This window comes from Streptomyces sp. NPDC093252, assembly GCF_040683675.1.
In the GTDB taxonomy this organism is placed as follows: domain Bacteria; phylum Actinomycetota; class Actinomycetes; order Streptomycetales; family Streptomycetaceae; genus Streptomyces.
This window is the reverse complement of record NZ_JBFBEM010000004.1, coordinates 258,094-283,817: the sequence shown is the minus strand read 5'-3', so window position 1 is coordinate 283,817 and position 25,724 is coordinate 258,094. Positions and strand designations below refer to the sequence as shown.

23 protein-coding genes are annotated in these 25,724 nt (G+C 73.3%); 15 read left to right on the top strand and 8 right to left on the bottom strand.

The features are described 5' to 3' along the window. Positions 1–117: 117 nt before the first annotated feature. Entirely contained in the window at positions 118–840 is a 723-nt protein-coding gene (locus AB0O01_RS10140) for a TetR/AcrR family transcriptional regulator (protein ID WP_365312027.1), read from the bottom strand. 128 nt (positions 841–968) lie between these two features. Between AB0O01_RS10140 and AB0O01_RS10135 the strand changes: the two genes are divergently transcribed. From AB0O01_RS10135 to AB0O01_RS10120, 4 genes are all read left to right on the top strand, one after another. Continuing rightward, positions 969–1,532, top strand: a complete 564-nt coding sequence (locus AB0O01_RS10135) for an NAD(P)H-dependent oxidoreductase (protein WP_365312026.1) — start codon at positions 969–971, stop codon at positions 1,530–1,532. A gap of 320 nt (positions 1,533–1,852) precedes the next feature. After that, the gene (locus tag AB0O01_RS10130) at positions 1,853–4,072 is read left to right on the top strand and encodes an MMPL family transporter (protein ID WP_365312025.1); all 2,220 of its coding nucleotides are present in this window, start codon (positions 1,853–1,855) and stop codon (positions 4,070–4,072) included. Between the two features lie 138 nt (positions 4,073–4,210). After that, positions 4,211–4,762 (top strand): hypothetical protein, encoded by a 552-nt coding sequence (locus tag AB0O01_RS10125; RefSeq protein WP_365312024.1) that lies wholly within the window; start codon positions 4,211–4,213, stop codon positions 4,760–4,762. Between the two features lie 175 nt (positions 4,763–4,937). Then, the gene (locus AB0O01_RS10120; RefSeq protein WP_365312023.1) at positions 4,938–7,784 is read left to right on the top strand and encodes an AAA family ATPase; all 2,847 of its coding nucleotides are present in this window, start codon (positions 4,938–4,940) and stop codon (positions 7,782–7,784) included. Between the two features lie 97 nt (positions 7,785–7,881). On the opposite strand, the gene AB0O01_RS10115 is transcribed toward AB0O01_RS10120, so the two are convergent. Beyond that, positions 7,882–8,565, bottom strand: a complete 684-nt coding sequence (locus AB0O01_RS10115; RefSeq protein WP_365312022.1) for an alpha/beta hydrolase — start codon at positions 8,563–8,565, stop codon at positions 7,882–7,884. 72 nt (positions 8,566–8,637) lie between these two features. Beyond that, on the bottom strand, positions 8,638–9,516 hold the full coding sequence (locus AB0O01_RS10110; RefSeq protein WP_365312021.1) for an SDR family oxidoreductase: 879 nt from the start codon (positions 9,514–9,516) through the stop codon (positions 8,638–8,640). A 205-nt stretch (positions 9,517–9,721) separates the two neighbouring features. Here AB0O01_RS10110 and AB0O01_RS10105 point away from each other — a divergent pair, with 205 nt between their 5' ends. From AB0O01_RS10105 to AB0O01_RS10085, 5 genes are all read left to right on the top strand, one after another. Further along, positions 9,722–10,558, top strand: a complete 837-nt coding sequence (locus AB0O01_RS10105) for a helix-turn-helix domain-containing protein (RefSeq protein ID WP_365312020.1) — start codon at positions 9,722–9,724, stop codon at positions 10,556–10,558. A gap of 111 nt (positions 10,559–10,669) precedes the next feature. Next, the gene (locus AB0O01_RS10100; RefSeq protein ID WP_365312019.1) at positions 10,670–11,299 is read left to right on the top strand and encodes a TetR/AcrR family transcriptional regulator; all 630 of its coding nucleotides are present in this window, start codon (positions 10,670–10,672) and stop codon (positions 11,297–11,299) included. Between the two features lie 571 nt (positions 11,300–11,870). After that, entirely contained in the window at positions 11,871–12,089 is a 219-nt protein-coding gene (locus AB0O01_RS10095; RefSeq protein ID WP_365312018.1) for a hypothetical protein, read from the top strand. Between the two features lie 158 nt (positions 12,090–12,247). After that, positions 12,248–13,618 (top strand): SPFH domain-containing protein, encoded by a 1,371-nt coding sequence (locus AB0O01_RS10090; RefSeq protein WP_365312017.1) that lies wholly within the window; start codon positions 12,248–12,250, stop codon positions 13,616–13,618. Between the two features lie 54 nt (positions 13,619–13,672). After that, a complete protein-coding gene (locus AB0O01_RS10085; protein WP_365312016.1) occupies positions 13,673–14,119 on the top strand; it encodes a type II toxin-antitoxin system PemK/MazF family toxin in 447 nt (148 codons plus the stop codon). A 132-nt stretch (positions 14,120–14,251) separates the two neighbouring features. Here the strand turns inward: AB0O01_RS10085 and AB0O01_RS10080 are convergent, their stop codons facing one another. Continuing rightward, positions 14,252–15,061 (bottom strand): TIGR02452 family protein, encoded by an 810-nt coding sequence (locus AB0O01_RS10080; RefSeq protein ID WP_365312015.1) that lies wholly within the window; start codon positions 15,059–15,061, stop codon positions 14,252–14,254. Next, complete coding sequence (locus AB0O01_RS10075) at positions 15,058–15,213, bottom strand: hypothetical protein (protein WP_365312014.1); 156 nt, start codon at positions 15,211–15,213, stop codon at positions 15,058–15,060. The genes AB0O01_RS10080 and AB0O01_RS10075 overlap by 4 nt, the downstream gene beginning before the upstream one ends. Positions 15,214–15,418: 205 nt before the next feature. Here AB0O01_RS10075 and egtA point away from each other — a divergent pair, with 205 nt between their 5' ends. Genes egtA through egtD form a run of 4 tightly spaced genes read left to right on the top strand, consistent with a single transcriptional unit; the run spans position 15,419 to position 19,810 of the window. Then, complete coding sequence (gene egtA / locus AB0O01_RS10070; protein WP_365312013.1) at positions 15,419–16,708, top strand: ergothioneine biosynthesis glutamate--cysteine ligase EgtA; 1,290 nt, start codon at positions 15,419–15,421, stop codon at positions 16,706–16,708. Positions 16,709–16,710: 2 nt separating this feature from the next. Beyond that, entirely contained in the window at positions 16,711–18,045 is a 1,335-nt protein-coding gene (gene egtB / locus AB0O01_RS10065; RefSeq protein WP_365312012.1) for an ergothioneine biosynthesis protein EgtB, read from the top strand. Further along, the gene (gene egtC, locus AB0O01_RS10060; protein ID WP_365312011.1) at positions 18,045–18,851 is read left to right on the top strand and encodes an ergothioneine biosynthesis protein EgtC; all 807 of its coding nucleotides are present in this window, start codon (positions 18,045–18,047) and stop codon (positions 18,849–18,851) included. Before egtB ends, egtC begins: the two co-directional genes overlap by 1 nt. Further along, entirely contained in the window at positions 18,848–19,810 is a 963-nt protein-coding gene (gene egtD, locus AB0O01_RS10055; RefSeq protein ID WP_365312010.1) for an L-histidine N(alpha)-methyltransferase, read from the top strand. Before egtC ends, egtD begins: the two co-directional genes overlap by 4 nt. A 63-nt stretch (positions 19,811–19,873) precedes the next feature. On the opposite strand, the gene AB0O01_RS10050 is transcribed toward egtD, so the two are convergent. Next, a complete protein-coding gene (locus tag AB0O01_RS10050) occupies positions 19,874–21,145 on the bottom strand; it encodes an extracellular solute-binding protein (RefSeq protein WP_365312009.1) in 1,272 nt (423 codons plus the stop codon). Positions 21,146–21,379: 234 nt separating this feature from the next. On the opposite strand from AB0O01_RS10050, the gene AB0O01_RS10045 reads away from it, so the two are divergent. Further along, a complete protein-coding gene (locus tag AB0O01_RS10045) occupies positions 21,380–21,595 on the top strand; it encodes a dodecin (protein WP_365312008.1) in 216 nt (71 codons plus the stop codon). A 20-nt stretch (positions 21,596–21,615) separates the two neighbouring features. On the opposite strand, the gene AB0O01_RS10040 is transcribed toward AB0O01_RS10045, so the two are convergent. Next, a complete protein-coding gene (locus AB0O01_RS10040) occupies positions 21,616–22,107 on the bottom strand; it encodes a hypothetical protein (protein ID WP_365312007.1) in 492 nt (163 codons plus the stop codon). 94 nt (positions 22,108–22,201) lie between these two features. Between AB0O01_RS10040 and AB0O01_RS10035 the strand changes: the two genes are divergently transcribed. Then, positions 22,202–23,212: an LLM class flavin-dependent oxidoreductase gene (locus tag AB0O01_RS10035; RefSeq protein WP_365312006.1), complete on the top strand. Its 1,011-nt coding sequence runs from the start codon at positions 22,202–22,204 to the stop codon at positions 23,210–23,212. A 24-nt stretch (positions 23,213–23,236) separates the two neighbouring features. On the opposite strand, the gene AB0O01_RS10030 is transcribed toward AB0O01_RS10035, so the two are convergent. Beyond that, on the bottom strand, positions 23,237–25,720 hold the full coding sequence (locus AB0O01_RS10030; protein WP_365312005.1) for an ATP-dependent Clp protease ATP-binding subunit: 2,484 nt from the start codon (positions 25,718–25,720) through the stop codon (positions 23,237–23,239). Positions 25,721–25,724: the final 4 nt, after the last annotated feature.

Sequence of the window (25,724 nt, the reverse complement as noted above, 5' to 3'; positions counted from 1 at the left end):
TCGTCCGTTTCGGGACGAGGGGGGCGGGGCGGGGTCCGGATGGATCACGGTTCGGTGGTGAACCGGGGCGGCACTGTGGGGACACTACAGAAGGCCACCTCGGCAGGCGCGGGCCGGTCAGCGGGCCCCGGCGCCGCCCGTCCCCGTCGGGAGGCGCTCCGTGCAAGGGCTCCCGGTCACCGGCTCGCCGCCGATCACCCGGGTCACCAGGTCCTCCCAGCCCGCCTCCAGCCGCTCCATCGGCATTCCGCAGTGCCGGGTCAGATGGTGGACCAGGCCGGGGCTGAGGTGGGCCAGCAGCACATGGGCGAGCAGCTCGGGATCGCCGTCCGGGACGGCCTCGCGCAGCAGCAGCGCGACATGGCCGTGCAGCAGCCGGCGGGGCGGCAGGTCGTAGCGGCGCTCGGCGCTGGCGGGCTCGGCGGCGAGCTGGAGCTCCAGTTCGTCGGGCGAGCGGTGGAGGAGGGCGAGGCCGAAGGCGCGCAGCCGCTCCTCGGGGGGTGCGCCGGGGCCGAGCGGGGGCGGGCCGCCGAGGAACGCGGCCTGGAACTTGCGCTCCGAGTGGTCGAGCAGGGCGGTGAGCAGGCCCGTGCGGTCGCCGAAGCGGCGGAAGACGGTGCCCTTGCCGACCGAGGCCGCCGCGGCGACCGCCTCCATCGTGACCCCGGCGGCGCCGTGCTCGGCCACCAGGGCGGCGGCGGCCTCCAGCAGCCTGGCCCGGTTCCGTGCCGCGTCGGCGCGCAGGCAGGGTTCGTCGTCGGCCGATCCGAGCTGGAGCAGTTCGGCGTCGTCGGCGGTGCGCTCCGGGGGTGCCCCGAAGGGCGGGATGGTGGCGGACATGAAGCCAGCGTAAAGCATCGGGAATGAAACTGGACCGTGGTCCGCTTAGGGTGCTACAACATAAACGGACCCCGGTCCGGATATGACAGCAGTGTGTCCGTCACGTTTCAGCACCCCTGGAGTTCCCCATGTCCGTTCAGTTCCTCGCGCTCGTCGGCAGCCTCCGGGCCGGCTCCCACAACCGCCAGCTCGCCGAGACCGCGGTGAAGCTCGCCCCGGCCGGCAGCGACGTCCAGCTCTTCGAGGGCCTCGCCGAGATCCCGTTCTACAACGAGGACATCGACGTACCGGGCAGTGTCCCCGCCGCCGCCCAGCAGCTCCGGGACGCCGCCGCCGGGGCGGACGCCCTCCTGTTCTTCACGCCGGAGTACAACGGCACCATCCCGGCCGTGCTGAAGAACGCCATCGACTGGCTGTCCCGCCCCTACGGCGCCGGCGCCCTCAGCGACAAGCCGGTGGCCGTGCTCGGCACCGCCTTCGGCCAGTACGGCGGCGCCTGGGCGCAGGACGAGACCCGCAAGTCGGTCGGCATCGCGGGCGGCAAGGTGCTGGCGGACGTGAAGCTGTCCATCCCCGGCTCCGTCACCCGGTTCGCCGAGACCCACCCCGGTGACGACGCCGAGGTCGTCGCCCAGCTCACCGAGTTCATCAAGCTGGTCCACGACCACGCGGGTACGGCCGCCGCCGCGTAACGCGTCCCGCGCGCACCCCTCCCCGAAGAGGGCCGGAGCCCATCGCTCCGGCCCTTTTCCGATGTGCCGACCGCTCCGGCCCTCTCTGACCCACCCCTTGTGACCGACGTCACCTCTGCGGAAGCGAACTCCTCGGGCGCTCCGGCGTCTTGTGGGCGTCCATCTCTCACAGACGCTTAGAAACCACCAGATAATGCCCGAATTGATGAGGCTCACGCCTGCCCTCCGACAGGCGGCCCACCCGGCTCGCCCCACCCTCCGTTCCGCCCCCAACTCCCTTACGGGCGGCGGCAGTCGATCGCTCCGGAAGGGATAGGCGCATGTTCCACCGAGTGGCAGAACTGGCCGTCCGCAGACCCAAGGCCATCCTGATCGTGGCCGCGCTGCTCGTCGCCGCGATGGGGGTCGTCGGTGCGGGTGCGTTCGGCAAACTCGTCGGCGGCGGCTTCGACGACCCCGACTCCCCGTCCACCCGGGCCGCGCAGGTCATCGACGAGAAGTTCGGCGGCGAGACCAATCTGGTCCTGCTGGTCACCGGCCGGGACGGCCCGGTCGGCGACGGGGCCGCCCGCACGGACGGCGAGAAACTCGTCGCCGCCCTGCGCGAGGAGGAGCACCTCGCCAACGTCGTCTCGTACTGGGACACCGGCAGCGGGGCGCTGGTCTCCGAGGACGGCTCCACGGCGCTGGTGGCCGCGCATGTCGAGGGCGACGAGGCGACCCGCGACCAGTACGCCCACGACATCATCGAGACGTACACCGGTCAGCGCGACAGCCTCACCGTCCGCGCGGGCGGCGGTACGGCGGTCAGCGCCGAACTCTCCGACCAGGTGCTGAAGGACCTGCTGGTCGCGGAGATCATCGCGGTGCCGCTGACCCTGCTGTTGCTGCTGATCGTGTTCGGTGGCGTGGTCGCGGCGCTGCTGCCGCTGGTGATCGGGACCATCGCGGTGGCCGGCACCTTCGCCGAACTGGCCCTGCTGGGCGGCGCGACCAATGTCTCGATCTTCGCGGTGAACCTCACCACCGCCCTGGGCCTCGGCCTCGGCATCGACTACGCGCTGCTGATGATCAGCCGGTTCCGGGAGCAGCTCGCCGCCGGGGAGTCGGAGGCGGACGCGGTCCGGGCGACCGTGCACACCGCCGGGCGGACCGTGGTGTTCTCGGCGGCGACCGTGGCCGTGGCGCTGACCGCGCTGCTGGTGTTCCCGCAGTACTTCCTGCGGTCGTTCGCCTACGCCGGGGTCGGGGTCGTGGTGATCGCGGCGGTCGGCACGCTGTTCGTGATGCCGGCGCTGCTGATGCTCCTCGGACACAAGGTCAACAAGGGCCGCATCCCGCTGCCGAAGCGCTCCGGCGGGCACCGGGCGCCGTTCTGGGGCCGACTCGCCGGAGCCGTGATGCGCCGGCCGGTGCTGACCGGGCTGCCGGTGCTGGCCGTGCTGCTGCTGGCCGCCGCCCCGCTGCTCGGGGTCACCTTCGGCACCCCCGACGAACGGGTGCTGCCCGAGGACGCCGAGAGCCGGCAGGTCTCCGCCGCCCTGCGCACCGACTTTGCCGGGGACGACGAGGGCGCGATCCAGGTCGTCGCCGACGGCGAGATCGGCTACGCGGCGCTCGACGCCTACGCCGAGACCCTCGCCGCGCTGCCCGGGGTGAGCCGCGTCGAGGCGGCGACCGGCACCTACACCCCGGACGCCTGGCAGGCGCCCGGCCCGGCCGCGCAGGCCCTGGAGCGGCCGGACGCGATGCGGATCAGCGTGATCGGCACGGCCGCCCCGAAGTCCGGCGACGCCCAGGAACTGGTCGGCACGGTCCGTGCGACGCCCGGCCCCGAGGGCGCGACCCGCACCCTGGTGGGCGGCGGGGACGCCGAACTCGTCGACACCAAGGACTCCATCGCCGACCGGCTGCCGCTGGCGGGCGGGCTGGTCGCGCTGACGACGTTCGTCCTGCTGTTCCTGTTCACCGGCAGCATCGTCCAGCCCGTCCGGGCGCTGCTGCTGAACATCGTCAGCCTGGGCGCCGCGATCGGCGCGATGACCTGGATCTTCCAGGACGGCCATCTCAGCTCCCTGCTCGGCTTCACCCCGCAGCCGATGGACACCTCCATGACGGTGCTGCTGTTCTGCATCGCCTTCGGACTGTCCATGGACTACGAGGTGTTCGTCACCAGCCGGGTCAAGGAGCTGCACGACCAGGGCGAGACCACCCACACCGCCGTCGTCAACAGCCTCGGCCACACCGGGCGGATCGTCAGCGCCGCCGCCTGTCTGCTCGCCGTCGGCTTCTTCGCCTTCGCCACCGCGCAGGTCAGCTTCATGCAGATGTTCGGCCTCGGCAGCGGACTGGCCATCCTCATCGACGCGGTCGCGGTGCGCGGGGTGCTGCTGCCCGCCGCGATGCGGCTGCTGGGCCGCGCGGCCTGGTACGCGCCCGGCCCGCTGCGCCGCTTCCACGACCGGTTCGGCCTCAGCGAGAGCGGCCCGGCGCCGACCGGCACGGGCACCGCACGCACCGACGCCCCGGCCGGGGTCTGAACTCCCCGGCCTCTCACTCCGCTTTCCCTCTTTCGTACGGGGCTTGGATCCCGCACGCCCCGAAACCCCCGAAAACCCCCAAAAACTCTCGAAACTCTCGAAACCCTCGAACGCCCGATCACCCGGAGAACCCACCCCATGCGCACATCCACCCTTGTCACCCTCGCCGGTGCCGGTCTCGGCGCGCTACTGCTGACCGGCTGCGGTGGCGACGACTCCGCCGACGGCGCCGCCTCGTCCTCATCCTCGTCCTCGTCCTCGTCCTCGGCGTCGCCCTCGCCCTCGGTCACGGCCTCCGCCGTGGACACCGCCGCCTCCCCGAGCCCGGGCGGCTCCCCGGCCGCGAGCACGGGCGCCGGCGCGGCGAAGCTGGACGGCGGCTGGCTCGGCGAGTCGGACGTCGACCAGGTGGCCATGATCATCCAGGGCCGGACGGTGATGCTCGCCTTCCAGAGCAACGACGGCACGGCCCGGCACGCCTGCGACGGTCTGCTCAAGGACACCGCGATCACGCTGAGCTGTGTCGACAAGAACAGCACCGACCGGACCAGGGGGACCGTCGAGCTGTCCAGCGGCGACAAGCTCGCCATCGCCTGGGCCTCCGGCAAGAAGGACCTGCTCACCAAGAGCGGTGACGGGGAACTGGACTACGCGCAGTGGGGTCTGCCCTCACCGCCCGCCGCGAACTGACCCGCCCACGGCGGGCCGACCGGTCGGGGCCGGGATCCCAGGGATCACGGCCCCGGCCCTCCGACATGAGGGACCCTCACCGTATGATGTGATGCAGTTCACACAGGCGTAACCGAACTTTCCTTCTCCCCCACCGTCCTGTCGCTGTTCCAGCTCGACCACGACGGGAGGCACCATGTCGTCCCCATCTCCCCCGGCCACGGCGGACGGCCGGTTCGACGACGCCGACGGCAACGCCGTCGAGGGCCCCGGCCTGCCCTCCGCGGGCCGTCTGGTCGGCCGTACGGCGGAGCTGGCGCTGTTCGACGAACTCCTCGGCTCGGACGCCACCCGGGGCACCGCGCTGATGCTGACCGGCGAGGCCGGGGTGGGCAAGAGCGCGCTGCTGGACGAGGCGGCGGCCCGCGCGGAACGGGCCGGTTTCCGGGTGATGCGGGTGGTCGGCTCACAGTTCGAGCAGAGCGTCAGCTTCTCGGCGCTCAATCAGTTGCTCCAGCCCCTGGCGGGTCAGGTCGCCGCGCTCCCCGAACGGCAGGCGCGGATCATCCAGGCCATCCGGGGCCTCTCCGACGAGCAGCCCGCCGAACTCCTCGCGGTCGCCAACGCCGTACAGGTGCTGCTGAACCGGACCACCGCCGAGGGCGGGCCGCTGGCGCTGGTCATCGACGACGTGGCCTGGCTGGACCGGCCCAGCGCGGCCGTGCTGGCGACGGTCGCCCGCTACACCCGCACCAACGCCATGGTGCTGCTGGCCGCGGCCCGCACCGGCGACGAGTCGTTCCTCAGCAGCACTCGCATACCCCGGCACGAGGTCCACCCGCTGGACGAGCACTCCGCGCACGCCCTGGTCGAGGAGCGGTTCCCGGCGATGACCGCCCGGGTCCGGCACCGGCTGGTCACCGAGGCGGGCGGCAACCCGCTCGCCCTGCTGGAGCTGCCGGTCACCCTCAACGAGGCGCAGCAGACCGAACGCGGCCCGCTGCCGGCCGTGCTGCCGCTGACCGAACGGCTCAAGGGCATCTTCGCAGTCCGGGTGGGCGCGCTCCCGGCGGCGACCCGGCGGCTGCTGCTGCTCGCCGTGCTGGACGGCTCCGGTGATCTGCACATCCTCCAGCGGGCGTCGAACGGCGGGGCCGCCGTACTCGGCGAGCTGGGCCCGGCCGAGCGGGCGGGGCTGGTACAGGTGGACGCGGTGACCGGACGGCTGCTCTTCCGGCATCCGCTGACCCGCTCGGCGGTGATGGAGTGGTCGACCAGCGAGGAGCGGCGCTGGGGGCACCTGGCGCTGGCCGGGGAGTTCCCGGAGGGGTCGGAGCACCGGGCCCGGCATCTGGCCGACGCGGCGGTGGGGCCCGACGACGAGGTGGCCGCGCTGCTCCACGAGGTCGCCTACAACACTCTGCGCCGGGGCGACGCGGTCGGCGCCATCACCACCCTGCTGCGCGCGGCCGAACTGTCCAGCACCGGGCCGCTGAAGGGCCGTCGGCTGGCCGAGGCGGCGTGCATGGGCGTCAACATCACCGGCGACCTGCGCAGCGTCCGCGCGCTGCTGGACAACGCGGCGCTCGCCGACCCGGTGGGCGCCGACTCGCTGGCCGCGGCGGTCGCGGCGGCCGGGCAACTGCTCAACGGCGAGGGCGACGCCGACACCGCCCACCGGCTGCTCGTCGGCGCCGTCGACAACCATGTCCAGGGCGGCGGCGGGGTCGACGACATCGTCGGCGACGCCCTGCACATGCTGCTGGTGCTCTGCCACTTCGGCGGGCGCCCGGAGCAGTGGGAGTCCTGGGAGAACGCGGTGGCCCGGATCGGGCAGTTGCCCTCCGACACCCTGCTGCCGGTGGTGTTCGGCGCGTTCGGCGACCCCGCGTACCGGGGGTCGGAGGTGCTGGCCGACCTCGACCGGCTGATCCCCGACCTGTACCGGGAGACCGACCCGCGGCGGATCATCCGTACCGCGATGGCCGCCTCGTACGTCGACCGGCTGCCGGGGTGCCGCAGCGCGCTGCGCCGGGTCATCGACGACGGGCGGGACGGCGGGGCCATCACCTCGGCGATCGAGGCGCTGTTCCTGCTGGGCAACGACGCCTTCTACACCGGTCAGTGGGACGATCTGACGGAGGTCGTGGACGAGGGCCTCCAGTGGTGCACGGCGTACAGCTACCGCATGACGGCCCATGTGGGGCACTTCCTGCGGGGCATGCTGGCCGCCGCGCGGGGCCAGGAGCAGGAGGCGCGGGAGCTGGCCGACCGGCTGGTGTCCTGGGGCAACCCCCGGGGACTGGGCTCGCTGCGGATGTACGGCGCGCACATCGGGGCGCTGTCGGCGCTGGGCGCCGCGGACTTCGAGGCCGCCTACCGTCGGCTGCGGTCGCTGACCACGCCCGGTGAGCTGCCCCGGCATCTGGCGCACTCCCTGTGGCTGTTCTTCGACTTCACCGAGGCCGCGGCCCGCACCGGGCGGCACGCCGAGGCGCTGGCGCACATCGCGGCGGTCAAGGAGGCCGGGGTGCCGTCCCTGTCCCCGCGGCTGGCGATGCTGACCGCGGCGGCGGAGGCCATGGCCCAGCCCGACACCATCGACCACGAGCTGTTCGCGACGGCCATCACCTCGCCCGGCGCCGAACGCTGGCCGTTCGACTGGGCGCGGATCTGCCTCGCGTACGGGGAGCGGCTGCGGCGGGCGAAGGCGGCGGTGGCGGCGCGGACGCATCTCGACGCGGCGCTGAGCACCTTCCAGCGCCTCGGCGCCGAGCCGTGGAGCGCGCGGGCGGCGAGCGAACTGCGGGCCACCGGGGTCGCGGTGCGCACCACGGGTCCCGGGGCGGAGCGGCTCGCGCTGCTCACCCCGCAGGAGCAGCAGGTGGCGCAGCTCGCCGCGACCGGGCTCACCAACAAGCAGATCGCCGCGCAGTTGTTCCTGTCGCCGCGGACGGTGGCGGCGCATCTGCGCAATGTGTTCCCGAAGCTGAATGTGACGTCCCGGGCGGGGCTGCGGGACGCGCTGAGCGGGCAGTCGTAGGGGGGACCGGCCCCCGGGGAGCCGCGCACACGGCCGGGGCGGGAGGCGAAGCGGCCGGTCCGCGGAACGGCCGGCCGCTCTCGGAGGCGGGGCGGGCTCAGGCGGTGGCGGCCTGCTTGATGATCTCGGCGACGGCCTCGGGCCGGGAGACGTAGACCGCGTGGCTGCCCGGGACCTCGGTGACCGTGGCCCCGGCCCGCTCCGCCATGATGCGCTGGGCGGGCGGGGGGATCATCCGGTCGTCGCTCGCCACCAGGTACCAGCTCGGCTTGGTGGCCCAGGACGCCTCGGTGACCGCGCCGTTGAGGGCCTCCAGGCCCCACGGCACCTGCGAGTCGGCGAGGAACTTGGCGTCCTCGGCGTCCAGGTCGGCCGCGAACGACTCGGCGAACTTCTCCCGGTCCAGGAACAGATAGCCGTTCTGCGGGGGCAGGATCGGCGGGACCGGGGCGCCGGGGGGCGGGTCGGCGATCAGGGAGCTGACGGACTCGCCCTTGTCGGGGGCGAACGCCGCGATGTAGACGAGCGCGGCGACCCGGTCGTGCCGGCCGGCCTCGGTGGCGACGACACCGCCGTAGGAGTGGCCGACCAGCACGACGGGGCCGTCCTGGGCCTCGATGACCTGGTGGGTGGCCTTGACGTCCCCGGCGAGGGACTCGGTCGGGTTCTGCACGATGCTGACGTTGAACCCGTCACGGGTGAGGATCCGGTGCACCCCCTGCCAGCCGGAGCCGTCGACGAAGCCCCCATGGACGAGGACGATGTTCTTGACGGTTGGCATGTGATGGCTCCTTTGTGCGGTGTATCTGCAAGGGCAGGAACAAGCTAGGTCCCGCCGAGTACCCCGGCTTCGTTAAAATGACCTAGTTGAGCCCAAGAAACCGCCGGTCGGGCCACCTTTCTGTACAGCGCCTGAACACCTTCTCAAGAGCTGGCAAAAAACTATCGATGAAACCGTCGGTGCACGCTCCATGGGTCCGCTCCACGCGTTCCAGCCGCCGTCGACGTTGAGATCCGTACCGGTGATGCAGGACGCGTCGGAACCGGCCAGGAACCCCACCGCGGCGGCGACCTCCTCGGGGCGCGCATAGCGGTGGAAAGGCGCGAGAGAAAGCAGCACCTTTCCGATCTCACTGTCCTGTGGAATTCCCATGTCGGTGAGCGCGAAGGCGGACACGACCGTGTGCACGGTGATGTCGCGCGGGGCGAGTTCATGGGCCCAGGAGCGCCCGTACGCGCTGATGGCGGCCTTGGTGGCGCCGTAGTCGCCGAATCCGGCGGCGAAGGCGCGCCGGGCGGAGATGGTGCCGATGGAGATGATCCGGCCGCCGTCCGGCATGTGCCGCAGCGCCTCGGTGGTGGTGGTCACCACGCCGTGCACATTGATGTCCCGGAGTCGCCGTGACTCCTCCCGGCTCAGCGATCCCGGGGGTCCGCCGCCGAGGAACACGGCCGCGTTGTTGACCAGGATGTCAATGTGCCCGAAACGCTCGGCGACTCCGGCCACGAGTCCGATCACCTCGTCCCGGTCGCCCTGGTCCGCGCGATAGGCATGGGCCCGTACGCCGAATTCCTCGACTTCTTTCACGACGCCATCGGCTTTGTGCGCGGATTTCTCATAACTGACCGCCACATCCGCTCCGGCCGCCGCCGGCCGCCGGGCCGCTGCGGCGCCGAGCCCCCGGCTCCCGCCGGTCACGAGGGCGGTCTTCCCGCACAGATTCTTCTCCACGAAACACCTCGGCTTTCCGTCTTTCTCACCGGTGCCGTACGACCGCGGAGCCGCTCCGCGGCCCCTCCATGCTCGACGGCGGTCCCGGCGCCGTCCTTCCCCGGCGCGCGGCCCTTGCCGGGCGGCGCGCACCCGGCCGGCGCCAACCCGCCCCCCACCGAACACCCCCTCGATGCAATGAGGTGTGTATTCCTGTGGTGAGACGGTGCCCTGGTCCGACACCCACGCCCTCGCGCTGTGCGAGAGCGGCGAGGAACTGGTCTCCCGGGACGCCCGGCACACCCGCACCGACCCCCGGGGCACCTGCGAACTGCTGGTGCCGCTCACCGGTTCCGCCCGCGTCGAGCAGGGCGGCACCGGCACCGCGCTGGGCCCGGGCTCGATGGTGCTGTGCCCCGTCGACCGGCCGCTGGCCTTCGCCCATGCCGCCGGGTTCCGGTCCGTCTCCCTGATCGTGCCGGGCGACAGCGTCACCCGGCGCAGTCCGGCGGCGGCGCGGGAGCCCCGGCCGCTCTCCGGCGACCGGGGGCTCGGGCGGCCGGTCCGGCAGAGGGTGGCGACGCTCCGGGGGGAGCGGGCGGCGTTCTCGGGGACGACGTTCGGCCTGGCCCGCGACCGGCTGCTGGACCTGGTGTGCCAGGCCGCCGAGGGCGGCACCGACGCGGCACCGGCCGTCCGGCGGACCCTGGTGGAGGCGTCGATCCGGCGCCATGTGCGCGCGCACGCCGACGAGGACGGCCTCGGGGTCGCCTCCCTCGCGCGGGCCCTCGGCCGGTCGACGCGCTCTGCGCAGCAGGTGCTGCACGCCGCCGACACCACCCCCCGGGACCTGATCCGCCGGGAGCGGCTGCGGCCGGCCCGGAGCCGCCGGGCGAACCCGGCGTGGGGCGGCCACTCGATCTCCCGGATCGCCCACTCCCGCGGCTTCGGCAGCCACGCGTCGTTCGCGACGGCGTTCCGCCAGGAGTGCGGCACGACCCCCATGCAGGCCCGCCACGGCACGTGTACCGGCGCACCCACCGGTCCCCGTCCCACCGGCTGACACCCGGCCCGGCCGGTACGATGTCCGAAACCGGACCATCCTCCGGTAAGCGCGGCGGGGAGTCGGCCGGAGGGTCGGCCGGGTCGTCGTCGATGGATCCGGGGAGCCCCGATGCCCGAACAGCCGCGTCCCGTACCGGCGACCGACGCCGCCGCACCGGGCCCCGCCCGGCCCGTCCGCGCCCACGCCCGGCGCAACCGGGAGAAGCTGCTGGCCGCCGCCCTGCACGAGTTCGGCACGATGGGCGACAACGCCTCCCTGGGCGGGATCGCCAAGGCCGCCGGGGTCGGGATCGGCACCCTGTACCGGCACTTCCCCAACCGTGAGTCGCTGGTCCTGGCCACCTATGAGCACGAGGTGGAGCAGCTCTGCTCGGGCGCGGCGGAGCTGCTGGACACCCTGCCCGCGGACGAGGCGTTCCAGGAGTGGATGGGGCGGCTGGCGGGCCTGCTCGTCACCAAGCAGCAGATGTCCGAGGCGCTGCGGGCGTTCGGCCCGCACGACACCTGGGAGTCGGCGACGTACACCAGCGTCTACACCACCATCGGCACCCTGGTCGAGGCGGGTGCCGCGGCGGGACGCATCCGGGACGACCTCGGCACGGCCGATGTGGTGCTCGCCATGAGCGGGCTGCTCCGGCTGGATGTCACCGGCGACTGGCGGGGCCAGGCGGACCGCCTGATCGGGCTGCTGATGGACGGGCTGCGGACGGGGGCGCGGGTGCGGGCCGGACAGGGGTGAAGCCCGACGGGGCTGCACTCGACCGGGCGATGACCGCCGCCTGCCCCTACGCCTGGCCGTGGAACGTGCGGGGTCGGCCGGGGGGTGAACGTCCCTGCCGGGTTCGCGGGCGACGGACTGCCGGTCGGGGCGCAGTTGCTGGGCCCGGCCGGGAGCGAACCGCTGCTGGTGTCGCCGGCGGCCCAGCGGGAGGCGGAGCCGCGCCGGCCCGAGCGGTGGCCTCCGGCCCGGACCACCCCGGAGCCCACGACCGGCGTCGGCCCGGATCCCCCGACCGGCGTCACCCTGGGCTCCCCAACCAGCGACATCCCGGACTCCCCGACCGGCGTCACCCCCGCGTCCGCGACCGGCGCCACCCCGGCCTCCCCCACCGGCGACACCCCCGAGTCCGCGACCGGCGACACCCTCGGCTCCACGACCGGCGTCACCCCGGACTACCCCACCGCCGCCACCCCCGCGTCCGCGACCGGCGACACCCCGGCCTCCCCCACCGCCGCCACCCCGCACCCCCGACCCACCCCACCCCGGATTCCCCGTCCGGCCCGGGGAGTTCGCCCCGTACTCTGTGACCATGGACGATACGTCGATGGTCGGGCTCATGGGACGGGTCACCGGCACGATCGGTCCCGGGCTCGTCGGCGAGGTGATCGTCCGGGTGCGCGGCGGCGCCGAGCACTTTCTCGCCTACCCGGCGACGGGCACCGAACGGATCGAGCGGGGCACGGTGGTGACGGTGGTGGAGTATCTGCCGCCGCGCACGGTGTATGTCTCGGCCATGTACGGGAGCTGACCGCCGGGGGCGTTCGCACCGGGGCGGCCACAGCTCTGTACCGAGCGCGCAACAGCCTCAACCTCCCGCTGGGCAGGGGCTGTTGGGCGGCTTCACACTCCCCTTACATCCGGTGCCCCGTCCTGGGCGCACCACCCGGCACTGGGGGTGCTCTGCCGATGACCGTCGGCTTGGTGGTGGGGGCGGCGTTCGCCGCCGTCCTCGTTCTGATCATCGTCTTCAAACTGATGTGGCGCGTCGCCGAACCCAACGAGGCGCTCATCATCTCCGGCTCCAAGCACGCCCTGGAGGGGCTGGAGGAGGGGATGGGATTCCGTATCGTCACCGGGCGGGGCACGCTGGTGCTGCCCGGGGTGCAGGCGGTGCGCAAGCTCTCCCTCGACCTCAACCAGACCGAACTGCACGTGGACTGTGTCACGCACCAGGGCATCCCGCTGAAGGTGCGGGGTGTCGTCATCTTCAAGGTCGGCGACGACTTCGTGTCGATCGCCAACGCCGCCCGCCGCTTCCTGGACCAGCAGAAGCTGATGGCCGAGCGGGTGCACACCGTGTTCGCCGGTCATCTGCGGGCCATCGTCGGCGGGCTGACCGTCGAGGACATGATCCGCGACCGGGAGAAACTGACCGGTCAGGCGCGGGCGGCCTGCGGTACGGAGATGGAGAAGCTGGGCCTGATCGTGGACTCGCTCCAGATCCATGAGATCGAGGACCCGACCGGGTACATCAAGAACCTCTCCGCCCCGCACACCGCGGCCGTGCACCGGGACGCCCGGATCGCGCAGGCCGAGGCCGACCGGCTGGCCACCGAGGCCGAGCAGCAGGCGTTCGCGCGGATGGCGGAGGCGACCCGGGACAGCGAGATCCTCAAGGCCGGGTACCAGGCGGAGCAGGACAAGGCCGCCGCCAAGGCCCGGCAGGCGGGGCCGCTCGCCGAGGCCGCCGCCAAGCAGGAGGTGGTGGTCCAGGAGACCCGGGTCGCCGAACTGGTCGCGCAGCGGCGCGAGCAGCAGCTCCAGGCGGACATCCGCAAGCCGGCCGACGCCAGGGCGTACGAGCAGCGGACGCTGGCCGAGGCGGAGCGCGACGCGATGATCTCGGTGGCCGAGGCGCGGGCCAAGGAGACCCGGGCGACCGGTGAGGCCGAGGCCGCCGCCGCGCAGGCCAAGGGGCTCGCGGAGGCGGAGGCGATGCGCGCGAAGGGCCTCGCCGAGGCCGAGGCGATCAAGGCGCGGGCCGCCGCCCTCGCCGAGAACCAGGAGGCGGTCGTCGCCCAGCAACTCGCCGAGAACTGGCCGCAGATCGTGGAGGCGGGCGCGTCGGCCTTCGGCAATGTCGACAACATGGTGCTGCTCAACGGCGCCGACGGCATGGGCGAGCTGTTCGCCAAGGCGCTCACCATGGGCGGCACGGGGCTGGGCCTGGCCCGGCAGTTGCTGACCACGATGAACGACAGCCAGAAGGGCCCGCATCTCAACGGGAGTTCACCGGCGGTGCCGCTCGCCGAGAAGGTGGCGGTGGACGACGCCTGACCGCGCGTCGGCCGTCCGGCGCACGGACACGGGGGTGCCCCTTAGGGTGCCCCCGTGACTGCGTACACCGATGAGAACGTCCCGGGCCGGTACGGGCCCTTCGCCACCGTCGAGGCCGACCCCCGGGTCATCGGGCCGGTGCGGACCGAGTACTCGCCCGCGCACGACGGCGACCCCGATCCGGGTGAGGTGGTGTGGACCTGGGTGCCCTTCGAGGAGCGGGACGGGCGCGGCAAGGACCGGCCGGTGCTGGTGGTCGCCCGGGAGCCGGGCGGGAGCTTTCTCGCCGTGCAGCTCTCCAGCAGGCGGCACGAGGGCGAGCGGGACTGGGTGCCGATCGGGAGCGGGCCGTGGGACCGGTCGGGGCGGGAGTCGTGGGTGGACACGGACCGGGTGCTGCGGCTGTTCGAGGCGGGGATGCGGCGGGAGGCGTGCGCGCTGGACCGGATGCGGTTCAACGGGGTGCGGCGGCGGTTGCAGGAGCGGTACGGGTGGCGGTGAGGTCCGCCGCCCGCACACCGAGCCGCCTCCGCAAGGCCGCTCCACGCACGGGCCCGCCTCAGGCAAGCCCCGTGGCCGGGCTCCAATGCCCTTCCCTCAGGCGAACCCGGCACCCCCTCAAGTGAACCCCGCTCAGGCGAACGTCTCCTCGAACGCCCTCAGCGTCGCCCGGTCCTTGGCGCGGTCCAGGATCGCGAAGGTCACCGCCTCGAAGCGGTCCCGGAAGGGGCCGTCCCGGAGCAGGGTGCGGAAGGTGCCCGCGACCGTGGCCGGGTCGTTCTGGAACACCCCGCAGCCCCAGGCGCCCAGCACCACCCGGCGGTAGCCGTGGGCCGCCGCCACCTGGAGGACGCGTTCGGCGCGGGAGCGCAGGGCCTCCGGGATTCCCGCGGCGCGGTCGGGGGCCGTACGGCGGATGACTCCGGTGTTGGGGGCCGGGGAGGTGAGGAAGCCCGCGGTGAACGGGGTGTCCAGGAGGGCGCCGCGGTCGTCGCGGAAGACGGGGACGCCGGGTGAGTGGATGACGCGGTCCGTGTAGAACGGGTCGCGGTGGGTGCGGTGGTGGTCGTAGTACTCCGGGGCGCGCAGCAGACAGGCGTAGAGGGCGGAGGCGCGGCAGAGGGCCTCCTCCTGGGCCTGGGCGCCGTTGAGGTAGCCGCCGCCGGGGTTGCGGGCGGAGGCGAAGTTCAGGACGGCCGTGCCGTCACCCAGACGGCGGGCGGCCCGCAGGCTGCTCTCGGCGGTCACCTCGACGGCGGTGGTGGTGGGAGCGGCGAGTGCGGCCGGGACCGTCACCGGGTCCGGGCCGTACAGCTTGGTGCCGTCGGTGGCGCGGGCGATCAGGGCGGTGAGGTCGTGGTCGCGGCCGGTCGCGGTGCGGTAGCCGCCCGTGGCGACGATCCGCTCGGTCTCCTTGGCGAGGGCGCGCAGCCGGGCGCTCATGGCGCCACCCCCGTGGACGCCATGACCGCGCCGCCCGCGGCCGGACCGTCTCCCCCGCCGAACCCGGCGCGGCTGTCTCCCCCGCCGAACCCGGCACACCTGCCGTACCCGGCGCGGCCGGGTCCCCCGTCGTGCTCACCCGTCGTGCTCATGGACCGATCCTGAGCGATGCTGGTGGAGCGGTGCAACGGAGTTTCCCGCTCGGCGACGGCTGCCCAACGCAGGGTTACCGGGAGGGAACGGCGCAATACGCACCCTTGTGCGAAACGCCGGAAAGGTTTTGGGTGGGACGGGTGCGCTGCCGCGGGCCGGTCGGCCCGGGGTGGCGAGATGGTGGCATCTCAGGAGGATCACCACATGTCCGATTCGGTTAGTGACTGTACGGAAACCCGCACCGCTGTCACGGAAGCCGACGTCGAGGCACTGGTCCGCGGTATCTGTTTCAAGACCGGACCGCCCCGGACCGTCGGCGTCGAAGTGGAATGGCTCGTCCACGAGCTGCGCACCCCGTGGCTCCCCGTGACACCCGAACGACTCGAAGCGGCCTACGCCGCACTGCGGACCCTGCCCCTCAGGTCGGCGCTCACCGTGGAGCCCGGCGGTCAGCTCGAACTCAGCTCACCGCCCGCCGCCTCCCTGATGGAGTGCATCGATACCGTGTCCGCCGATCTCGACGCCGTCCGCGCGGCACTGCGCGAGGACGGCCTGGCCCTGATCGGGTTCGGCAGCGACCCCTGGCACCCCCCTCGGCGCTTTCTGCGCGAGCCGCGCTATGACGCCATGGAGACCTGTCTCGACCGCACCGGCCCGGCCGGCCGGGCCATGATGTGCACCTCGGCCTCGGTCCAGGTCTGCCTGGACGCCGGTTACGAGGAGCCGGGGCCGCTCGGCCTCGGGCGGCGCTGGTGGCTGGCCCATCAGCTCGGCGCGGTCCTGGTGGCCGCGTTCGCGCACTCCCCGATCGCCGGACGCGCCGCCACCGGCTGGCACTCCACCCGGCAGCGGATGTGGATGGAGATCGGGGCCGGCCGGGCGGGCGCACCGCCCCCGGACGGCGATCCGCGCACCGCCTGGGCCCGGCACGTCCTGGACTCCCCGGTGATGTGCGTGCGCCGGGACAGCGGGCCCTGGGAGGTCCCGGAGAGCCTGTCGTTCCGGGAGTGGACCCGGTCGGCGGCACCGCCGACCCGCGGCGACCTCGACTACCACATCTCGACCCTGTTCCCGCCGGTGCGACCGCGCGGCCATCTGGAGCTGCGGATGATCGACGCGCAGCCCGGCGACGACGGCTGGCGGGTGCCGCTGGCGGTGACGACGGCGCTGTTCGACGACCCGGCGGCGGCCGAGACCGCCTACCGGGCGGTGAAGCCGCTGGCGGAACGGGCGCTGGCGCGGCCCGCGCCGCACAATCCGCTGTGGGTCGCCGCGGCCCGCGAGGCGCTCGGCGATCCCGAACTCCACGAGGCGGCCCGGATCTGCTTCGCGGCGGCGGTCGAGGCCCTGCCCCGCCTCGGCGCCACCCCCGAGATCACCGACGCCGTACGGGCGTACCAGGAGCGCTATGTGGTGCCGGGCCGTACTCCGGCCGACGAGCTGCTCGACCAGGTGGGCGGCGCGGCGCACGGCCCGCGCGGGGAGGACCGGTGACCATGACGCACGCATCGACCGGCGCACCCGGCTTCGACGGGGAGGCGCTCCGCGCGCGGGCGCTGGCCTCGCTGCTCGCCGCCCGGGACCGCACCACCCTGCTCACCTCCTGCGTCGAGGAGCCGGAGCTGACCGCGCAGCACTCGCCGCTGATGTCGCCGCTGGTGTGGGACCTGGCGCACATCGGCAACCAGGAGGAGCTGTGGCTGCTGCGGGCGGTGGCCGGGCAGGACGCCCTCCGCCCCGAGATAGACAGCCTGTACGACGCCTTCGAGCATCCCCGGTCGGAGCGGCCGACGCTGCCGCTGCTGGCGCCCGGCGAGGCCCGCCGCTATGCCGCCGAGGTCCGGGGGCGGGCCCTGGACGTGCTGGAGTCGGCGGCGTTCCGGGGCCCGACCCGGCTGACCGAGGCCGGTTTCGCGTTCGGGATGATCGCCCAGCACGAGCAGCAGCACGACGAGACCATGCTGATCACCCATCAGCTCCGCACCGGCCCGCAGGCCCTGACGGCCCCCGATCCGGCGCCCGCCCCACTGCTGACCGGCCCCGCCGAGGTGCTGATCCCCGGCGGCCCGTTCACCATGGGCACCTCCACCGAGCCCTGGGCGCTGGACAACGAACGCCCCGCGCACCGCCGGGACGTGCCCCCCTTCCACCTCGACACCACCCCCGTCACCAACGGCGCCTACCTCCGCTTCATCGAGGACGGCGGCTACGACGAGCCGCGCTGGTGGGCGCCGGAGGGCTGGACCCACATCCGCCGCCACGGCATCCACGCCCCGCAGTTCTGGCGCCGGGACGCCGGGCAGTGGCTGCGCCGCCGCTTCGGCGCCGTCGAGCCGGTGCCGCCCGACGAGCCGGTGCTCCATGTGAGCTGGTACGAGGCCGACGCCTACGCCCGCTGGGCCGGGCGGCGGCTGCCCACCGAGGCCGAGTGGGAGAAGGCCGCCCGGTTCGACCCGGCGACCGGCGCCTCCCGGCGCTACCCGTGGGGCGACGCCGATCCGGCGCCCGGCCACGCCAACCTGGGGCAGCGGCATCTGCGCCCGGCCCCGGCGGGGAGCTATCCGGCGGGCGAGTCGCCGTTCGGGGTGCGGCAGTTGATCGGGGACGTGTGGGAGTGGACGTCCAGCGACTTCCTGCCGTACCCGGGCTTCACCGCGTTCCCGTACAAGGAGTACTCGGAGGTGTTCTTCGGGCCCGGGTACAAGGTGTTGCGGGGCGGTTCGTTCGCGGTGGACGAGGTGGCCTGCCGGGGCACCTTCCGCAACTGGGACCTGCCGGTCCGGCGGCAGATCTTCTCCGGGTTCCGCACCGCCCGTTCGGGGGCCGTCTGATGTGCCGCCATCTGGCCTATCTGGGGCCGCCGGTGCCGCTGCGGGCGCTGCTGACGGAGCCGGCGCACAGTCTGCTGCGCCAGTCCTGGGAGCCGCGCCGCCAGCGGCACGGGACGGTGAACGCCGACGGGTTCGGGGTCGGCTGGTACGCGGCGGGCGACCCGGTGCCGGCCCGCTACCGCCGCGCCGGGCCGATCTGGGGCGATGCCTTTCTGCCGGACCTGGCCCGGGTGGTGCGGACCACCGCGCTGCTCGGCGCGGTCCGGGACGCCACGGTCGCCGGGCCGGACGGGGAGGCGGCGGCGGCCCCGTTCGCCGCCGGGCGCTGGCTGTTCAGCCACAACGGGTCGGTCGCGGGCTGGCCCGACGCGCTCGCCCCGCTGGCCCGTGAGCTGCCGCCGGTGGCGCTGCTGTCCCTGGACGCGCGCAGCGACTCGGCGTTCGTCTGGGCGCTGGTCCTGGACCGACTGCGCGCCGGGCAGGGGCTGGGCGGGGCGCTGGCGGCGACGGTCCGGGCGGTCGCCGCGGCGGCCCCGGCGTCCCGGCTGAACCTGCTGCTCACCGACGGCACGGCCATCGCCGCCACCGCCTGGGGCGACACCCTCTGGTATCTGTCGCGGCCGGGCGAGGGCACCGTCGTCGCCTCCGAACCCCACGACGACGATCCGCGCTGGCAGGAGGTCCCGGACCGGACGCTGCTGGTGGCGCGGCGCGCCGATGTGCTGCTGACCCCGCTGAGGGAGCGGGCCCCGGCGGCGGGGCGCGCCGAGGCGGCGTCCCCACCCCGCAAGGAGTCCCGCACGTGAGCCCGTTCGACGTATCCCGCACCCTGCCCGAGAACGCCACCGGGGCCGCGCTGCGCGCGGATGTCCTGCACGGCCTGACCGCCACCCCGAAGACCCTGCCGCCGAAGTGGTTCTACGACGCCCGGGGCAGTGAGCTGTTCGAGCGGATCACCGAGCTGCCCGAGTACTACCCGACCCGCGCCGAGCGGGAGATCCTGCGCACCCGGGGCGGCGAGATCGCCGCGGCGGCCGGTGCCCGGACCCTGGTGGAGCTGGGCTCGGGCTCCTCGGAGAAGACCCGCCACCTCCTCGACGCGCTCACCGGCGTCGAGGTGTACCTCCCGGTCGATGTCAGTGAGAGCGCCCTCACCGGGGCGGGGCGGGCGCTGGTGGCCGAGCGGCCGGGGCTGCGGGTGCACGCCCTGATCGCCGACTTCACGGCCTCGCTGACGCTGCCCGGGACGCCGGGGCCGCGGCTGGTGGCGTTCCTCGGCGGCACCGTCGGCAATCTGCTGCCGGCCGAGCGCGCGGTGTTCCTGGCGTCGGTCCGCGCGCTGCTCTCCCCCGGCGACGCCCTGCTGCTGGGGACCGACCTGGTGAAGGACGAGGGGGTGCTGGTCCGTGCCTATGACGACACGGCCGGGGTGACGGCCGCGTTCAACAAGAACGTCCTGCTGGTCGTCAACCGGGAGCTGGGCGCCGACTTCGATCCGGACGCCTTCGACCATGTCGCCCTGTGGGACGCGGAGCGGGAGTGGATCGAGATGCGGCTGCGCTCCCGCACCGCGCAGACCGTGAAACTGCCCGCGCTCGACCTCGCCGTGGACTTCGCGGCGGGCGAGGAACTGCGTACGGAGGTGTCGGCGAAGTTCCGGGAGGACGGTGTGCGCGGGGAACTGGCCGCCGCCGGGCTGGATCTGGCGCACTGGTGGACGGACCGGGAGGGCCGGTTCGCCCTGTCCCTGAGCGTGGCGCGGTGAAGGACGGCGGGGAACCCGGTACCGCGTACCCGGTTCCCCGCCGCCATCCGCCGTCCGGTCCGGTCATCCGGGGCTGGACAGCGCCTCGGTGATCTCGTTCGACGCCTGCTCGGCCGCGGTCTGCGGGTCGGTGCCGGTGAGGACCTTGGTCATGTACGTCTTGATCGGGTTGTCCGCCTCGACCTTGGACCACTCGGGTGTGGAGGGGGTGGCCCGGCCCTGGGCGGCGCCCTCGGCCATGGCGGCGGCGCCCTCCTCACCGGAGAGCGCGGAGGCGAGGCTCGCCTTGTTGGGGACGTAGTTCATGGTGCGGGCGAGTTCGGCGTTCCACTTGGCGCCGGACAGCATCTCGATGACCGCGATGGCGCCGTCCCGCTCGTCGGCGTGGCGGGGGATGATCAGGTCGGAGCCGCCGGTGAAGACCGCGCCGGGCTCGTCGGCGGTCTTGCCGGGGACCGGGAAGTAGCCGAGCTTGCCCTTGAGGTCGGGGTTGCTGTCCAGGATGGCCTGGGCGCTGCCGGGCACGGCGATGATCTGGGCGACCTGGCCCTTGGCGAAGACATCGGTCAGCGGCGGGTTCTGCTCGTCGGCGTCGACCGGTCCGGCGCCGAGGCCCTGCAACTCCTGGTAGAACTCCATGCCGTCGAGCGCTTCCGGGGTGTCGAGCGAGCCCTCCCAGACGGCGCCGTTCTCCACCGCGAGGTCGCCCTCCTCGTCCCAGATGAAGCCGGCGAGGGTGTACCAGTCCTGTCCGGCGAGGTAGATGCCCTGGTTGCCGTCGGTGTTGAGTTCCTCGGTGGCGGCGAGCCACTCCTCGCGGTCCTTGGGGACATCGGTGATGCCGGCCTGCTCGAAGAGGTCCTTGCGGTAGATGACCACCCGGTTGGCGGCGTACCAGGGGATGCCGTACTGGTGGGAGCGGAGCTGGCCGGGCTCGGCGAGACCCGGCAGCCAGTCCTTGCTGCCCCAGTCGCGCACCGACTCCAGGGTGAGGTCCAGCAGCCGTCCCCCGTCGACATAGGTCGGGACCTGGGTGTTGCCGACCTCGATGACATCGGGGCCGTCGGCGTTGTCGTTGTCGTCGGTGCCGGGCTTCAGCGCCTCCTCCACCTTGGGGCCGATCCCGGTCCACTGCTGGATCTGGATGTCCAGGGCGAAGTCGGGGTTCTGCTTCTCGAAGTCCTCGGTGAAGCGGTCCAGGAATTCCTGTGACGCGCTGTCCTTCATCAGCCACACGGTCACGGTGCGGCGGTCCGAGTCGGAGCCGGGCAGCAGACCGCAGCCGCTCACCAGAGAGGCGGATACGCACACGATGGCCAGTAGGCGACGTCTCACGAGGGTCGTGTCCTGTTCTTTCTGACGACCAGGGGAAAATGACCCGACGTGGGGGGACGAGCGAGGCTCGTGCGGGTGTGGATGGATTTTGGTATGTACCAATGCCCAGGTCAAGCGCGGTTTGGTATCGATCCGATGTCTCGCGCTCGGCCGCAGCTTGCGGGAGTGTGGAGTGACAAGTGACACATCCCGTCACCGTGTCAACCAGCTCCACGGCGCCGAGAGGAACACCCCATGTCGGACCACACCTACCGCATCACGGAAATCGTCGGCAGCTCCCCCGAGGGCGTGGACCAGGCTATCCGCAACGGGGTCGGCCGCGCAGCCCGAACGCTGCGTCATCTCGACTGGTTCGAGGTGACCCAGGTCCGGGGGCAGATCGAGGACGGACGCGTCGGGCACTGGCAGGTCGGGCTCAAGCTGGGCTTCCGGCTGGAGGACACGGACTGACCCCGGGACCGGCCAACGGCTCAGGTCCGGCCCTCGCGCTCCTGTGCCTCGCCCAGTGCGGCGGACGGGGCCGCCCAGCGCGCCCGGACGACCCGGAAACCGGCCTGCTCGGCGGCGTCGCAGACCAGTTCGTCGTCGTCCACCAGCATCCGCACCGCGCGGGAACGGGCCAGCCGCCGCAGGGCTTCCAGCTTGGTGACGCGGGCCGGGCGGCGGTCGTCGTTGCGCCGCATGTGGAGGGTGCCCCCGGGCAGTCCGTGCGCGGTCAGCCAGTCCAGGGTGTCGCGGCGGCAGCGCTCCGGCCGTCCCGTCAGATAGACCACCTCGCACTCCCCGGCGCTCGCCACGGCCAGCGCCACGCCCTCGGCGAGCGGCGGATCGTGGGGCGCGGCGGCGAAGAACGCGGCCCAGTCCTTGGGGCGGGACTCCAGGAAGCGCTGGCGGTGGGCGGTGTCGGCGAGGGTGTTGTCCAGGTCGAACACGGCGAGCGGAGGTCGGCTGTCGGCAGTCACCCGCCCAGGGTAGAACCCGGCACCGTGCGCACCCCCGGTGGCCTTCGCCCCCGGGGGCCGGGAATGCCGGGGCGTTCCGGGTGTTGAACCCGATGTGACCTCCGTACTGGCCCGGATCCCGTTCTCCGTCCTCGACCGCTCCCGCACCCGCGAGGGGCGTCCGGCGGCGGAGGCGCTGCGGGACACCGTGGAGTTCGCGCGGCAGGCGGAGCGGCTCGGGTATCACCGGTTCTGGGTGGCGGAGCATCACGGGGTGCCCGGTGTCGCCGGTTCCGCGCCGACCGTGCTCGCGGCGGCGGTGGCGGCGGCCACGGCGACGATCCGGGTCGGGACCGGTGGGGTCATGCTCCCCAACCACCAACCCCTCGTCGTGGCCGAGCAGTTCGGGGTGCTGGAGTCACTGTTCCCCGGGCGGATCGACATGGGCCTCGGCCGGTCCGTCGGGTTCACCCCCGGGGTGCGGCGGGCGCTGGGCCGGGACAAGGACGTGGCGGAGGATTTCGAGGGACAGCTCGCCGAACTGCTCGGCTGGTTCCGGGGCACCTCCCCGACCGGTGTCCGGGCCCGGCCCTCCGACGGGCTCAGCGTGCCGCCGTTCGTGCTGGCGATGGGCGAGGGCGCCCGGATCGCCGCCCGCGCGGGCCTGCCCATGGTCATCGGCGACCTCGGGGACCGGGAGCGGCTGCGGCGGGGCGTCGACCTCTACCGGGCCCTCTTCCGCCCCTCGGAGTGGGCCGCGGCACCCCATGTCGTCGTCTCGGGCACGATCGCCGTCGCGGCGACCCCGGAGCGGGCCCGTGAACTGCTGGTCCCGGAGGCGTGGTCGATGGCGTACTCGCGCACCCACGGCACCTTCCCGCCGCTGCCGCCCGCCGGGCGGGTGGCGGAGCTGCCGATGACGGAGAAGGAGCGCGGCTTCTTCGAGGCCGGGCTGACCGGCCGGCTCGCGGGCACGGAGGAGCAGGTGGCGCACGAACTGGAGACGGTGGTGAAGGAGACGGCGGCGGACGAGGTGCTGGTGACGACCAGCACCTACGACCGGGACGCCCTGCTGGACTCCTACCGGCGGCTGGCGGTCCTCACCGGGCGGGAGCCGTCGCGGTGACGGCCCACGAGCGCGACGACGCCCTCACCGTGACACCGGCTGCTCCGCCCGCACCTCCAGGGCCCCGTCGGCCGCGTCCACCAGGGCCCGGTCGCCCGCGGTGAGCTGACCGGACAGCAGCAGATCGGCGAGGCGGTCGTCCACCTCGCGCTGGATGGTGCGGCGCAGCGGACGGGCGCCGAAGTCGGGCTGGTGGCCGAGGTTGGCGAGGAGGTCGGCCGCCGTGTCGGTGATCTCCAGCTCCACGTCCTGGGCGCGCAGCCGGCGCCGGGTGTGGTCGAGGAGGAGGTCCACGATCTGGCGCAACTGGGTGCGGTCCAGGCCGCGGAAGAGGATGATCTCGTCGATGCGGTTGAGGAACTCGGGGCGGAAGTAGTCGTTCAGGACCGGCAGGACCTGCTCGCGCATGATGTCGTAGTCCTCGACCCCGGCGGCCAGGATCCGGTCGGCGCCGATGTTCGACGTCATGATGACGACGGTGTTCTTGAAGTCGACGGTGCGGCCCTGGGAGTCGGTGAGGCGGCCGTCGTCCAGGATCTGGAGCAGGGCGTTGAAGACGTCCGGGTGCGCCTTCTCGACCTCGTCGAAGAGCACCACGGAGTACGGCTGGCGGCGGACCGCCTCGGTGAGCTGTCCGGCCTCGTCGTGGCCGATGTATCCGGGCGGGGCGCCGACCAGGCGGGAGACGGTGTGCCGCTCCTGGAACTCGCTCATGTCGAGGCGGATCATGCGGTGTTCGTCGCCGAACAGGGCGGCGGCCAGGGCCCGTGCCAGTTCGGTCTTGCCGACACCGGTCGGGCCGAGGAAGAGGAAGCTGCCGACGGGGCGGTCGGGGTCGCTCATCCCGGCGCGGGCGCGGCGGACGGCGCGGGAGACGGCGGTGATGGCCTCGTCCTGGCCGACGACCCGTTCGTGGAGATGGTCCTCCAGCCTCATCAGCCGCTCGCGCTCCTCCTCGGTGAGCTGGGCGACGGGGATGCCGGTGGTGCGGGCGACGACCTCGGCGATGTCGTCGGCGGTGACCTCGGGGGTCTGTTCGGCGGCCGTCTCCTCGGTGCCGGCGAGGCGGTCCTCGGCCTCCTTGATGCGGTCGCGCAGGTCCTTGGCGCGTTCGTACTCCTCGTCGGCGACGGCCTGGTCCTTCTCGCGGTTGAGGGCGGCGAGGGTGTCCTCGATCTCGCGGGTGTCGGCGAGGGGGGTGCGGGAGCGCAGCCGGACCCGGGCGGCGGCCTGGTCCATGAGGTCGATCGCCTTGTCGGGCAGGAACCGGGAGGTGATGTACCGGTCGGACAGCTCGGCGGCGGCGACCACCGCCTCGTCGGTGATCCGGACCTGGTGGTGGGCCTCGTAGCGGTCGCGCAGGCCGCGCAGGATCTCGATGGTGTCGTCCACGGACGGCTCGCCGACCAGGATGGGGGCGAAGCGGCGCTCCAGGGCGGCGTCCTTCTCGATGTGCTTGCGGTACTCGTCGATGGTGGTGGCGCCGATGAGGTGGAGTTCACCGCGGGCGAGAGAGGGTTTGAGCATGTTCCCGGCGTCCAGGGCGCCCTCGCCGCCCCCGCCCGCGCCGACAACGGTGTGGAGTTCGTCGAGGAAGAGGATGAGTTCCTCGCCGTGCTCGCGGACCTCTTCGAGGAGCTTCTTGACCCGTTCCTCGAACTCGCCGCGGTACTTGGTGCCGGCCACCATGCCGGGCAGGTCCAGGGAGACCAGCCGCTTCCCGGCGAGGGTGCGGGGCACCTCCCCGGCGACGATCCGCTGGGCGATGCCCTCCACGATGGCGGTCTTGCCGACGCCGGGGTCGCCGATCAGGACGGGGTTGTTCTTGCTGCGCCGGGAGAGCACCTCGATGGTCTGCTCCACCTCGTCGTCCCGGCCGATCACCGGGTCCAGGCGTCCGGCGCGCGCGTCCTCGGTGAGATCGCGGCCGTACTCGTCGATGGTGGGGGTGGTGCTGGGCCGCTGCCGGTCGGCGTGCCCGCTCTCCGCCGACGGCGTCCGGGCGGGCTCCCAGCCGCTGTCGGCGAGGGCCTGCCCGGCGGCCGACTCGGGGTTCGCGGCGAGGGCCCGCAGGAGGTGTCCGGGGCCGATGTAGGAGACGCCGTCGGCGCGGGATATCCGGTAGGCGTCGAGCAGGGCGCGCTTGGCGGCGGGGGTGAGGGTGGTGGGCTCGGTCGGCTCGCCGGTGGCGGGGTGGGCGGTGAGCCGGGCGCGGATCCGGTCCGGGTCGGCGCCCGCCTCGGTCAGCAGCCGGCGGGTGGAGTCCTGCTCGGTGGCGGCGGCCAGCAGATGCCGGGCGTCGAGGTCGTGGCTGCCGTCGGCGGCGGCGATGTCCCGGGCGCGTGCCACCAGTTCCCGGGCCCGTTCCGAGAGCAGACCGCCGATGTCGACGCTCTGCGGTCGGCGGGCGGCGGGGGCCGCGCCCGTCCCGCCGAAGAAGCGGGACATCAGCTCGTCGAACTCCTCGAAGGGACTGCGTCCGCCGAATCCGAAACCGGGAGTAGTCATGATG